The sequence below is a fragment of the Chromobacterium amazonense genome (assembly GCF_001855565.1).
Classification (GTDB): Bacteria; Pseudomonadota; Gammaproteobacteria; order Burkholderiales; family Chromobacteriaceae; genus Chromobacterium; species Chromobacterium amazonense.
Map to the genome: position 1 here is coordinate 381,830 of NZ_MKCR01000027.1, position 12,202 is coordinate 394,031.

General features: G+C 63.7%; 10 protein-coding genes and 1 tRNA gene. 4 read left to right on the forward strand and 7 right to left on the reverse strand.

The features are described from left to right. Positions 1–83: 83 nt before the first annotated feature. Positions 84–689, forward strand: coding sequence for a flavin reductase family protein (locus BI343_RS12880; RefSeq protein WP_043627805.1), 606 nt, complete (start codon positions 84–86; stop codon positions 687–689). 118 nt (positions 690–807) lie between these two features. Here the strand turns inward: BI343_RS12880 and BI343_RS12885 are convergent, their stop codons facing one another. The 7 genes from BI343_RS12885 to BI343_RS12915 all read right to left on the reverse strand — a co-directional run bounded on the left by BI343_RS12885 (position 808) and on the right by BI343_RS12915 (position 9,223). Further along, a complete protein-coding gene (locus BI343_RS12885) occupies positions 808–1,710 on the reverse strand; it encodes a VirK/YbjX family protein (RefSeq protein ID WP_071109971.1) in 903 nt (300 codons plus the stop codon). Positions 1,711–1,834: 124 nt separating this feature from the next. Next, positions 1,835–3,478, reverse strand: a complete 1,644-nt coding sequence (locus BI343_RS12890; RefSeq protein ID WP_071109972.1) for an ArnT family glycosyltransferase — start codon at positions 3,476–3,478, stop codon at positions 1,835–1,837. Then, the gene (locus BI343_RS12895) at positions 3,475–3,732 is read right to left on the reverse strand and encodes a PhaM family polyhydroxyalkanoate granule multifunctional regulatory protein (protein WP_071109973.1); all 258 of its coding nucleotides are present in this window, start codon (positions 3,730–3,732) and stop codon (positions 3,475–3,477) included. The genes BI343_RS12890 and BI343_RS12895 overlap by 4 nt, the downstream gene beginning before the upstream one ends. A 76-nt stretch (positions 3,733–3,808) precedes the next feature. Further along, positions 3,809–6,094 (reverse strand): NADP-dependent malic enzyme, encoded by a 2,286-nt coding sequence (locus tag BI343_RS12900; protein ID WP_071109974.1) that lies wholly within the window; start codon positions 6,092–6,094, stop codon positions 3,809–3,811. 151 nt (positions 6,095–6,245) lie between these two features. After that, positions 6,246–7,574 carry a TRAP transporter large permease gene (locus tag BI343_RS12905; RefSeq protein ID WP_043627812.1) on the reverse strand — a complete coding sequence of 443 codons (1,329 nt, stop codon included), beginning with the start codon at positions 7,572–7,574 and terminating at the stop codon, positions 6,246–6,248. Next, the gene (locus tag BI343_RS12910) at positions 7,571–8,161 is read right to left on the reverse strand and encodes a TRAP transporter small permease (RefSeq protein WP_043627814.1); all 591 of its coding nucleotides are present in this window, start codon (positions 8,159–8,161) and stop codon (positions 7,571–7,573) included. The genes BI343_RS12905 and BI343_RS12910 overlap by 4 nt, the downstream gene beginning before the upstream one ends. Positions 8,162–8,218: 57 nt before the next feature. Next, positions 8,219–9,223, reverse strand: a complete 1,005-nt coding sequence (locus BI343_RS12915; protein WP_043627815.1) for a TRAP transporter substrate-binding protein — start codon at positions 9,221–9,223, stop codon at positions 8,219–8,221. A 186-nt stretch (positions 9,224–9,409) separates the two neighbouring features. Between BI343_RS12915 and BI343_RS12920 the strand changes: the two genes are divergently transcribed. The 3 genes from BI343_RS12920 (at position 9,410) to BI343_RS12930 (ending at position 12,170) form a co-directional block, all read left to right on the forward strand. After that, entirely contained in the window at positions 9,410–11,740 is a 2,331-nt protein-coding gene (locus BI343_RS12920; protein ID WP_071109975.1) for a PAS domain S-box protein, read from the forward strand. A gap of 25 nt (positions 11,741–11,765) precedes the next feature. After that, positions 11,766–11,841: transfer RNA gene (locus tag BI343_RS12925), tRNA-Ala, on the forward strand. A 128-nt stretch (positions 11,842–11,969) separates the two neighbouring features. After that, a complete protein-coding gene (locus BI343_RS12930; protein ID WP_083340947.1) occupies positions 11,970–12,170 on the forward strand; it encodes a hypothetical protein in 201 nt (66 codons plus the stop codon). Positions 12,171–12,202: the final 32 nt, after the last annotated feature.

The following is a 12,202-nucleotide window of genomic DNA, read 5'->3' on the forward strand; positions in this document are numbered from 1 at the left end:
AGTTCAAATGATGGCTGGCACAGGGTGGCCCAAGCGCATTAGAATGCTGGCATGGCAATTTTCACCGCAGGCGAAGAAAACCGATGGAGTTCAATGTGCAGCAATTGGAGCGGACGAATCTGTATCAACTGCTGGTGGGCTGCATCCTGCCGCGGCCTATCGCCTGGGTCAGCACCCAGGATATGAAGGGGGTGTGCAATCTGGCGCCGTTTTCCTTCTTCAACGTGATGAGCGTGACGCCGCCGCTGTTGGGCATCAGCATCCTCAAGCAGGCGTCTGAACGGGACAAGGATACGCTGGCCAACATCCGTCTGACCGGGGAGTTGGTGGTCAATATCGTCAACCTGCCGCTGGCCGAGGCGATGAACGTCACCTGCGGCGCTTACGCGCCGGACGTGGATGAATTCGAGCTGGCGGGACTGGCCAGGGCGACGAGCGTGACGGTCAAGCCGCCCGGCGTGGCGGAAGCGCCAGTGCGCCTGGAATGCACGCTGCATCAATGCCTGAGCTTCGGCCACGGCAGCGGCGCCGGCAATCTGGTGCTGGCCGAGGTCAAATACATCCATGTGGCGGACGAGGTGTGGCGCGACGGCGCGGTGGACGACCTGGCCTTGCAGGCGGTGGGCAAGCTGGGTGGGGATCGCTACAGCCTGGCCGAGCCGGCCTTCAGCCTGGCACGTCCGGTTTGAGCCGGGCTTGGCTCCGTCAGGCACGCCGCTGATCCCGCCTTGCGCCTGCTCGCCGCGCGACTTGCGCTGTCTGCGTCGGCGCGGGCTTGCTTCTCTGGTGAAGATTCGTTAGCGACGCTCAGAGCGCGGTCTGGGTTTGCTCGGCCAGCGCGTCCAGCATGCCGTAGCGGCGCTGGTATTCGGAGCGCTTCTTGCTGGCGATGTCTTCCATGGCCTTGCGCGGCGGCGTCAGCGGAATGCGGTAGAAGCGGCCGTCATCCACCGGCTCGGCGTCCAGCGTCTGCCAGAAGCTGTCGTAGTCGGCGAAGAACTCGCGCCGATACCGCCATGAGCTGTAAATATGTTCGCGGTTGCCGATGGCCAGGATCTCATCGGCGCCGATCTTGCGCGCCAATGCGGTCAGCGCTTCCATCGCCAGCCGCTTCGGAAACAGGCCGTGCGCCGCCTTGGTGGCCAACTGCACGGCTTCCGCGCCATGCGGTTTGCGCGGGCCCTGCAGGCCGCCGATCACCAACACGATATCTTGTTCGCGGCGGGTCAGCGTGAAGGTCAGCGTCGCCAGCGGGACGTTGTCGGCGTTGCATACCTGCAGCGACATTTCCCCTTCTTTGTCGAAGCTATGTTGCTGGGTCAACACCACCAGCAGTTTGGCGTCGTTCTTGCCCGTCAGCTCCGCCAGTTGCAGATGCTGGCTGGACAATAGCTGGCGGCGGGCCGCGCCGGAAAAGCGCTTTTCCAGCAACTGGTAGTGCGCTTGCAGCGCCCGCAGTTTGCCGGCCGGTCCGAGAGATCGGTACAGGTAGGGACGATGCAGCTTGCTGGCCAGCCGTGGATTGTGCCGCAGGTAGGGCAGCAGCGTCTGCGAGCGGAAAGTATCCAGCCAGCGCAGCGTCCACGGCAGGGTCAACACGCCGCGGAATGCGAATTTGAAACGGTTCTTGCCCTCGTCGAAGCCGTCTCGGCGCGAAAACGAGCCGCTGGCCAGCGACCAGAACAGATCCACGGAATTGATTACAGTCATGCCTTCCCTCACCGATTAGCTTGTTAGGATAAGGTAAGTTCGGACACAAAATTGTTAAAAGATATGTAAAACAGTGTGACTGTGTGTGACGCAAAATCGTTTCAGCATGCCGCAGTTTGCCGCTTTATGGCAGCAAATAGAGGCGGAAGCGTTCTTTGTGATCGCCAGGGCGCTGCAAAACGGATATTGGATGCAATTTGGCAAGCTCAGGCGGCGCTTGGTCATGCAGCGTCTGCAGCAGCAGCCAGCGGCACTGATGCGCTGCCGGCTGCGTTTCCAGGCGCAGCGTGCGATAGCCGGCGTAGTACTCCAGCAAGGCGCGCTGCGGTTCGCCCAGATTCAGGCTGGCGACGCAGCCGCCGTCGCGCTGTATCGCTTCCAGAGTGGGCTTCAGCGCGTGGAAGGTTTCGCGGTAGCGCATGCCGTGATCCAGCGCCGGCAGCCAGAGCGTGGCCACGCCGCACCACAGCAGCGTCATGGCGATGCTCCAGCGCCAGAGAAGTCCCGCCATCTCTGTCAGGGGTTGGCGCCAGCACCATAGCAAACAGGCCAGCGCCAGGCCGAAAGCCAGCCAGTGGCCGGGGTAGAAGGCCGGCGTCCAGCCGCTGAACTGGCGCTCCAGCAGCGGCCGGCTCCAAGCGATATCGGAAGGCGCGCTGAGCACCCTCGCAACCAATAACAGATAAGCCAGCAGCAAACCAAACAGCGCGGCCAGCGTGACTTTCAGCCAGCGCGGCGGATGCCACGCAAACGGCAATCCGCCCAATGCCAACAGCGTCAAGGGCGGCAGCAGAGGCAAGGCGTACAGCTCCCTCGCTTCCGCCGCGGCCAGCAGCACCGCCAGCGAACCGCCAAACAGGGCCAGCGGCGGCAAGATGATCAGCGGCGAGACCAGGCGGCGCAACACCCGCCATCCATTCCACAGCGCCAGCGGCCACAGCGGCAGCGCATACCAGGGCAGGGTGCGCCCGTAGAACCATGGGCGCTGGCGCGGCCCCAGATGGGCGCTGCCATTGAAACGGCCGAAATTATTGGCGTCCAGCCACAGATGGAACAGTTCCGGGCTGCGCTGGTGCAGCGCGGCCATCCACCATAGCGGCAAGGGCAGGGCGGTCAGCAGCGCGACCGCCAGCGTCAACAGGTAGCGACGTTGGCGGTAAGCCGGATGCAGCGGCAGGGCCAGCGCGGCCAGTCCCAGGCAGCCGGGGCCGAGCAGCCCTTTGCTGAGGAAGGCGATGGCGCCGCCGCCTCCCAGCATCAGGCCGGCGAGGACGGGGCGCGCCAGGGCGTGGCACAAGCCGGCCAGCCCCCAGCAGAAGCCGGCCATCAGCGCGGTATCGGTGATCAATTGATGGGCGCGTATCGGCAGGCCGACGGCGCCGATCAGCAGCAGCGGCGCCCAGCGGCCGAAGCCCGGGCCGAACAGGCCGCGCGCCGCGACGCCTAACCCCAGCCAGCCTATGGCATTCCACAGCCCTGCCGCCAGACGGGCGGCGTCCGGCGCGCCCAGCCATCCCTGCAGCGCTTGCAAGGTCCAGCTGGCGCTGATGAAGAATAAGGGCGGTTTTTCCAGGAACGGCTCGCCGGCCAGCATCGGCACCACCCAATCGCCGCTGGCGGCGATATGGCGCACCAGGCCGAAGGTGTAGGCTTCGTCCGGCTTCCACGGCTCATGGCCGACCAGGCCGGGAATCAGCCACAGCAGCAGCACGGCGGCCAGCGCCGGCCATGGCAGGGCAGGAGGAGGGCTGGATCGGGCTGGGGTCACGGTTTGGCCGGGGGCGGGTCCTTCGGACGCATCGAGTGCAGGGCGGCTCTCTGCATTTCCAGGGTTTTGATCTGCATGGACAGCACGCCCAGATTCATCGTCAGCCAGCCTTCCACCACGCGCAGCTCGGCCAGTTTGCGGTCGATTTCCTCATCCGACATCGGCGGCAGGAAGGCCTGCATGCCGGGGGGCGTGGCTTGCTGCCAGAACTGGCGGAACAAGGCGAAGGGATCGTTGGAATGGTCTTGGCTCATGGGGTTTCCATCTGGTTGAGGCAAAAACGGGCAAGCGATGCTTGCCCGTTCAGTATATGCCCTAAGCGCGAGCGGATCAGCCCTGTTGGCCTGGCGCCTGCGCGTCGACGGAGGCCAGCGCCACCATATTCACGATGCGGCGCACCGAGGAGATCGGCGTCAGGATGTGCACCGGCTTGGCCATGCCCATCAGGATCGGGCCGATGGTCACGCCGTCGGCTGCCGACACGCGCAGCAGGTTGTAGCTGATGTTGGCGGCTTCCACGTTAGGCATGATCAGCAGATTGGCCGAGCCCTTCAGCGTGGAGTCCGGCATCGCCTGGGTGCGGATGGCTTCCACCAGCGCCGCGTCGCCCTGCATTTCGCCGTCGATTTCCAGTTCCGGCTGGGCTTCGCGGATCAGATCGAACGCCGCGCGCATCTTCTGCGCCGACGGGGTGTTCAAGGCGCCGAAGCTGGAGTTGGACAGCAGCGCGGCTTTGGGCTGGATGCCGAAGCGCTTGATCGACTCGGACGCCATCTTGGTGATGGATGCCAGTTGCTCGGCGCTCGGCTCGGCGTTGACGTAGGTGTCGGTGATGAAGATGTTGCCGGTCGGCAGGATCAGCGCGTTCATCGCGCCTGCCACCTTGTCCTCGTTGGCGTAGCCGAGCACATTCTCCAGAATGTCGAAGTGCTGGCGGTACGGGCCGTAAGTGCCGCAGATCAGCGCGTCGGCGTCGCCGCGGCGCACCATCATGGCGCCGATCAGCGTGGTGTTGCCGATCACGCGGCGGCGAGCCTGCTCCTGCGACACGCCCTTGCGCTTCATCAGCTGGTAGTAGTCCTTCCAGTATTCGGTGAAGCGCGGGTCGGACTCGTTGTTGACCAGTTCGAAGTCCACGCCCGGGCGCAGTTTCAGGCCCAGCTTCTCGATGCGTTTTTCGATCACGCTGGGACGGCCCACCAGGATAGGCTTGGCCAGGCCCTGGGTGACGATTTCCTGGGTGGCGTGCAGCACGCGCTCGTCCTCGCCTTCGGTCAGCACCACCCGTTTCGGGTCTTTCTTGGCCTGGGCGAACACCGGCTTCATGAACAGGTTGGTCTTGTAGACGAACTGCGCCAGTTGGTCGGCGTAGGCGTCGAAGTCCTGGATCGGACGGGTGGCGACGCCGGAATCCATGGCGGCCTTGGCCACGGCCGGGGCGATCTTGACGATCAGGCGCGGGTCGAACGGCTTGGGAATCACGTATTCCGGGCCGAAGGACAGTTCCTGGTCGCCGTAGGCGGTGGCCACCACGTCGTTCTGTTCGGCCATCGCCAGGTCGGCGATCGCGCGCACGGTGGCCAGCTTCATCTCTTCATTGATGGTGGTGGCGCCCACGTCCAGCGCGCCGCGGAAGATGAAGGGGAAGCACAGCACGTTGTTGACCTGGTTCGGGAAGTCCGAACGGCCGGTGCCGATGATGGCGTCCGGGCGCACTTCCTTGACCAGCGGCGGCAGGATTTCCGGTTCCGGATTGGCCATGGCCAGAATCAGCGGAGCGCGGGCCATGCTCTTTACCATGTCCTGGCTCACCAGGCGCGGGCCGGACAGGCCCATGAAGATGTCGGCGCCGACCATGGCGTCGGCCAGCTTGCGCCAGCCGTTGTCCTGGATGGCGTAGCGCAGCTTGGATTCGTCCAGCTTCTCGTCGCGACCGATGTAGACCACGCCCTTGGAGTCGCAGATGGTGATGTTTTCCCGCTTCACGCCCAGCGCGACCAAGAGGTCCAGGCAGGCGATGGCGGCCGCGCCGGCGCCGGAAGCCACCACGCGCACTTCGCCGATTTCCTTCTTCACCAGGCGCAGGCCGTTCAGCACCGCGGCGGCGGCCACGATGGCGGTGCCGTGCTGGTCGTCGTGGAACACCGGGATGCCCATGCGCTCGCGGCACTTCTTCTCGATGTAGAAGCACTCAGGCGCCTTGATGTCTTCCAGGTTGATGCCGCCGAAGGTCGGCTCCAGCGAGCAGATGATGTCCACCAGCTTGTCCGGGTCCAACTCGTTGACTTCGATGTCGAACACGTCGATGCCTGCGAACTTCTTGAACAGCACGCCCTTGCCTTCCATCACCGGCTTGCTGGCCAGCGCGCCGATATTGCCCAGGCCCAGCACGGCGGTGCCGTTGGAGATCACCGCAACCAGGTTGCCGCGAGCAGTGTATTTGTAGGCGTTGAGCGGGTCTTCGACGATGGCGTCGCACGGGGCGGCCACGCCCGGGGAGTAGGCCAGCGCCAGATCGCGCTGAGTGGTCAGCGGCTTGGTCGGCGATACCTGGATCTTGCCCGGGGTTGGGAACTGGTGAAATTCCAGCGCGCTTTGGCGCAATTGCTCGTCCATTCGCAGGCTCCTGATAGAGAGAGATGTTCTTATGTTGGTAAGGGATAGCGGAGCATTATAAGACTTTATGCCGGGCTCGGGCTATGCCGTGTCGGACAAAAGCCGCGATGGACGGCTCCATCGCGGCTGCATATCGTTTGACTTGAAAATGTCAATGCAGCATGCCCAGCATCCGCGGCAGCCACAGCGAGATTTCCGGAATGAATGTCACCGCGACCAGAAAACCCAGCATGGTCAGCAGCCATGGCCACACGGCCACGGTCAGCTCGGTAATGCCCATCTTTGTGATCCCCGAGGCGACATAAAGGTTCAGTCCTACCGGTGGATGGCACATGCCCACTTCCATATTGACCGCGATCAGGATGCCGAAGTGGATGGGGTTGACGCCCAGCTTCACCGCCACGGGATAGAGGATGGGCGCCATGATCAGCACGATGGCCGACGGGTCCATGAAGTTGCCGGCCGCCAAGAGCAGGATGTTGGTCAACAGCAGGAAGGCGACGATGCCGAAGCCCTGGCTGGCCATCCAGGCCGCCATGGTCTGCGGAATCTGCTCCGATGCCATCAGGAAAGAAAACAGCACGGCGTTGGTGATGATGTACAGCAGCATCGCGCTCATCGACGCGGCGTTGATCAGCACCTTGGGCACGTCCTTCAGCCCCATGTCCTTGTAGACGAACACCGCGATCACGAAAGCGTACACCGCAGCCATCGCCGCCGCCTCGGTGGGGGTAAAGATGCCGGTGTAGATGCCGCCTATCACCAGCGCGATCAGCAGCAGGCCCCACACGCATTCGCGGAAAGCCTGCCAGCGCTCGGACCAACTGGCGCGCGTCAAGCGCGGGTAGTCGAACTTCTTGGCGCGGTACCAGGTGGTCAAGCCCAGCAGGGCCGACAGGCACAGGCCGGGCAGCACGCCAGCCATGAACAGCTGGCCGACCGAGGCGGTGGACACCGTATTGCCATCGGGTCCGGTGACGCTCATGCCTGCAGTGGCGATGCTGTACATCACCAGGTTGATGGACGGCGGGAACAGGATGCCCAGCGCGCCGGAGGTGGTGATGACGCCGGCGCCGAAGCGTTGCGGGTAGCCTTGTTTCAGCATGGCCGGCAGGATGATGGAACCGACTGCCACCACGGTGGCGACGGAGGAGCCGGTGATGGCGGCGAACAGCGCGCAGGACACCACGCCTGCCAGACCCAGGCCGCCGTACCAGTGGCCCACCAGGGTGGTGGCGAAGCGTATCATCCGCCGCGCGACGCCGCCGTGCATCAGGAAGTTGCCGGCCAGGATGAAGAACGGAATCGCCATGATCTCGAACTTCTCGATGCCGGTGAACAGCTTGAGGGCGACCGAGGTGACCGGCACCTCGGTCATGGTGAACAGGAAGGTCAGGACGGTCAGACCCAGCGAAATGGAAATCGGCATGCCTGTCAGCATCAGCGCCAGCAGCAGGCCGAAAATGATCAGCGCGCTCATGGACGGCCTCCACGGTTGATGTCGTGCGGGTGCAGATTGTCCAGCATCTCGTCGCCTTCCAGGCCGTCCACATGGCCGTGGTCGTGTTTGGGCAAGCTGCCGGTGCGGATGAAGTTCCACGCCACCTGCAGGAAGCGGAAGCACATCAGCGAGGAGCCGGCGGGGATGGCCAGGTAAACCAGCCACATCGGCGCCTCCAGATCGGGCGAGGTTTGGTCGGTGTGGGCGATGTTCCAGACAAAATCGCCGCCCATCACCGCGACGATGCCGGTGAACAGCGCGCCGGCCAACAGGCCGAACACGATGAAGTAGCCGCGGGTCTTGTCCGGCAGACGGTTGATCAGCACATCCACGCCGACATGGATGCCGGTGCGCACGCCGTAGGCGGCGCCGAACTTGGCCATCCACACAAACAGGTAAACGGTAAGCTCCTGCGCCCACGATAGATTGATGTGGGCGAGGTAGGGTTGCAGGGTGGGAATGCCCGAACCGTAGCGGTGCAGCACCGCGACGAAGGTGATCAGGGTGGCGGCCCCCATCAGACAGGCAATCATCCACTCCTCGAGATGGTCGAGGATTTTCAGCATGGCGGGTTTCCTCAGCGCATGGAAAAACCGCGCCCGGCAGGGCGCGGCGGATCGCCTTTACTTGGCGGGGTTGAAGCCGGTTTCCTTATAGATCTGCTTGAGCAGATCGGGCCCGATGCGGGCAGCCATCTTCTGGTGCACCGGCAGCAGCGCTTTCTTGAACGCTTCGCGCTCCTGCGGCGTGGGGGTGTAGACCTGGGTTTTGCCGGATGCCTTGATCGCGGCGACGGCTTTTTCGTTTTCCTGCTTGGCGATCTGGTTGGCGTAGACCGAGGCGTCTTGCACCGCGCTGTCCAGCTGGGCGCGCACATCGGCCGGCAGGCCGTCCCAGAACTTTTTGTTGACGATCAGCGCGTAGCCGAGGAAGCCGTGCTGGGTCAGCGTCAGGTTTTTCTGCACCTCATAGGATTTGCTGGTGTACAGATTGGATGCTTCCAGCTCGGTGCCGTCCACCACGCCGGTCTGCAGCGCCTGGTACACCTCGGAGAAGGCCATCACCTGCGGCAGCGCGCCCAGCGTGCGCATTTCCTCTTCCAGCACCTTGGATGACTGGATGCGGATCTTCATGCCCTTCAGGTCCGCCGGGCTCTTGATCGGCTTGTTGGCCGAGAAATTCTTGAAGCCGTTGTCCCAGTAAGCCAAGCCCTTGATGCCCTTGGTTTCCAGCTTGCCCAAGAGTTGCTTGCCGATGGGGCCGTGCATCACTTTGTTCACTTCGTCGTAACTGTCGAAGACATAGGGCAGATCAAATACTTCGAATTCCTTCACTCCCAGCGGGCCGAATTTGGCCAGGCTGGGGGCCAGCATCTGCACCGCGCCCAGCTGCAGCGCTTCCAATTCTTCCTTGTCCTTGTACAGCTGGCTGTTGGGATAGACCTGCACCTTAACCTTGCCGTGGGTGCGCTGCTCGGCTAGTTTCTTGAAGTATTCCGCCGCCTTGCCTTTGGGCGTGTCCGGCGCCACCACATGGCTGAACTTGATGACGATTTCGCCGGCGGCTTGGGCTGCGCCGGACAGGGTGAGGCTGGCGCAGAGTGCCAGCGCGATATGCTTGAGCTTCATGTAAGGTTCTCCATCCATTGGTAGCGTTGTTTGATGTTATGAGCCGGATCGGGCCGGCGGTTTTACTACTAAAAGTAGTAGCACCATGCCGCGCTGACCATTAGGGAATTCCAGAACAAGGGCATGTTGCCCCGATTTGGCGCGGGCGCGTTATCATCAAGGCCGTTCCTTGCTAGGCTGCTCCACATGCCTGTTACCGATTCCTCTCCTCGCAGCACCCCGCGCCTGCTGTGGCCGAGCGTCAGCCTTGCGCTGATCGCGTTGCTGCTGGCCTTGTGCAGCCTCAGCTACCTGGTGTACCGAGACTGGCGCGACGAGCAGCAGGACAACTTGATCCAGGAAGTACTGTGGCTGGAGCAGTCGCTGCGCATGCATCTGGAGGGGCATCAGGAATGGGCGGACACCCTGGCGCGCGACATCGCCGCCGGCAAGACGGACAGCGCCCGTTTTGCCCATCTGGCGGCGTTTTATCTGCGCGAAAATCCCGAGCTGGTGACGTTGGAGCGGGTGGGGCTGAATCGCCAGGTTGAGTGGGATTCGCACGGCATCCGCCGCGACGGCCGGCAGCTCAACTCTGCGGAATATGACGCGTTGTGGCGCGCCGGCCGCCTGATGCGGGCCAGCTACGGCGCCCCGTATCAGGGCGTCGACGGCAAATACCGTTTCGACCTGGCCGTGCCGCTGGTGCGCGACGGGCAGCTGCTGGGGGGCATCCGCGTGTCTTACCTGCTGGATGGCCTGCTGTACCATCAGGTGCCCTGGTGGATCGCCTCCAAGAACTACATCAGCATACTGGACGTAGGCGGCAAGACGCTGGCGCAAAAGTTCGACGCCGCCGAGCAGCCGGGCAATATCTCGCACCAGACCAGTTTCGATCCGCCGGGTTATGGCCTGTATCTGAAGGCGGTCAGCTATCGCAGCGGCCTGGGGCTGACGCTGCCGGTGCTGACCGGCATCATCATTGTGCTGCTGCTGACGCTGCTGTACGCGGTGTGGCGCATCCGCCGCCACATGCGCGAGCGGGCCGCGACGGAGCAGAAGCTGGCGCAGGAGGTGTCGCTGCGCCAGGCGATTGAGGACTCGATGAAAAGCGGCTTGGTGGCGATTGGGCTAGAAGGGGAGATCGTCCGCGTCAATCGCGCCTTCTGCGATATGCTGGGCTTCGCGCCGGAGGAACTGGTGGGCCGCCATCCGCCGCATCCGTTCTGGCCGCTGGACCAGCACGGCGTGCTGGCCGACGCGATGGAAGCCGTGCGCGACAATCGCCAGCAGGAGCAGGGTTTTGAACTGACGCTGATGCGCAAGCGCGGCGACACGCTGGTGGTGCGCTTGTTCGCCACCCCGCTGGTGCGGGAAGACGGCAGCCAGCATGGCTGGATCGCTTCGATGTTCGACATCACGGAGCGCCAGCGTCAGCGCAAGGAAATGGACGCGGCGCATCGCCGCTTCCTCACCGTGCTCAATGGCCTGGCCGCCGGCGTGTGCGTAGTTGACCAGGGCAGCGGCCAGCTGCTGTACGCCAATCCCGGTTTTGCCGAGATGTGGCAAGTGGGCGACGCCGACGCGCCATGCTGCGTGCTGCTGCCGGGCCTGCGCGCCGGCCGCGATGGCGACGAGTACGGCCAGGAGTTCATCGTCACCGGCGAGCGTTGTCTGCTGCTGCGCCGCCGCCGCATCGAGTGGGTGACCGGCGAAACCGCCTGGCTGGCCATCGTCAGCGACGTCACCGCCGAGCGCCGGCGCGAGGAGCGCGAACAAGCCCAGCAGGAGCGCTTCCAGAACACCGCGCGGCTGATCGCCATGGGCGAAATGGCGTCCACGCTGGCGCATGAGCTGAACCAGCCCCTCACCGCCATCCACACCTACGCCGCCGGCGTCAGCCGCCGGCTGCCGGAGGAGCTGGCTCTGCCAGCGGGCGTGCGCGACGCCATCCACGCCATTGCCGAACAATCGCGACGCGCCGCGCAGATCGTCAGCAGCATCCGCGCCTTCGTCAAAAAACATGAGCCGCAGCTGGAGCGAGTGGAGCCGGCGCGCGTGGTGCAGCGCGCCTTGCTGCTGGCCGAGCCGCTGGCCGCCAAGAACGGCGTCAATCTGCAGCTGGAACCAGACCGCCGCCCCTGCCAGGTAGACATGGACCCGGTGTTGATCGAGCAAGTGTTGCTGAATCTGATGAAGAACGCCGTCGAGGCGCTAGTGGACGCCGGCACCCTGCGGCCCAGCGTGGAGCTGCATACTTGCGTAGGCAACGGAAAATGGCGGGTGGAAGTGGTGGACAACGGCCCAGGCCTGGCCGCCGGCATGCAGGACAACCTATTCACGCCGTTCTACTCCACCAAGCCGGAAGGCATGGGCATCGGCCTCAACATCTGCCGCTCCATCGTGGAATTCCACCGCGGCGAATTCGGCGCCGTCAGCAGCCGGGAAGGCGGCTGCGTGTTCTGGTTCAGTCTGCCGCTGGCCGGCGCGGAGCCGGCAGGAGCAGGGGGCTGGTCAAACGAAATGCCGTCGTGCTAGTATTTCCGCATCGATATCCATCGACGGGCCGATAGCTCAGCTGGGAGAGCGCTGCGTTCGCAATGCAGAGGTCGGGAGTTCGATCCTCCTTCGGTCCACCAAGGAATATCAAGGGCTTAGCAGAGATGCTAAGCCCTTTTTCATGCTGTGGTGGACTTTTTGCCACAAATTTGCCACACCTTACCCCTCCTGCCACAATCGTCATGCACTCTTATGCAAGGCGAGCAACATGGCAACGATTCGCAAACGTGGCGAATATCAATGGGAAGCACAGATCCGCAAGAAGGGCTACCCGGCCCAGTCCAAGACATTCATCACTAAGGCGGAAGCCGAGGCATGGGCGGCCGTTATCGAGTCAGAAATGGTTCGGGGAGTGTTTGTCAGCCGCGGTGAATCGGAGTCAACCACGTTTGCGGAAGCGCTGGAATGATCTGCCCCCGCCAGCCATACCAGCAATCAGGA

Bases quoted from the DNA above. Each gene is read 5' to 3' on its own strand.
- BI343_RS12880 (WP_043627805.1), top strand. From the start codon at position 84: ATGGAGTTCAATGTGCAGCAATTGGAGCGGACGAATCTGTATCAACTG.
- BI343_RS12885 (WP_071109971.1), bottom strand. From the start codon at position 1,710: ATGACTGTAATCAATTCCGTGGATCTGTTCTGGTCGCTGGCCAGCGGC.
- BI343_RS12895 (WP_071109973.1), bottom strand. From the start codon at position 3,732: ATGAGCCAAGACCATTCCAACGATCCCTTCGCCTTGTTCCGCCAGTTC.
- BI343_RS12900 (WP_071109974.1), bottom strand. From the start codon at position 6,094: ATGGACGAGCAATTGCGCCAAAGCGCGCTGGAATTTCACCAGTTCCCA.
- BI343_RS12905 (WP_043627812.1), bottom strand. From the start codon at position 7,574: ATGAGCGCGCTGATCATTTTCGGCCTGCTGCTGGCGCTGATGCTGACA.
- BI343_RS12910 (WP_043627814.1), bottom strand. From the start codon at position 8,161: ATGCTGAAAATCCTCGACCATCTCGAGGAGTGGATGATTGCCTGTCTG.
- BI343_RS12915 (WP_043627815.1), bottom strand. From the start codon at position 9,223: ATGAAGCTCAAGCATATCGCGCTGGCACTCTGCGCCAGCCTCACCCTG.
- BI343_RS12920 (WP_071109975.1), top strand. From the start codon at position 9,410: ATGCCTGTTACCGATTCCTCTCCTCGCAGCACCCCGCGCCTGCTGTGG.
- BI343_RS12930 (WP_083340947.1), top strand. From the start codon at position 11,970: ATGGCAACGATTCGCAAACGTGGCGAATATCAATGGGAAGCACAGATC.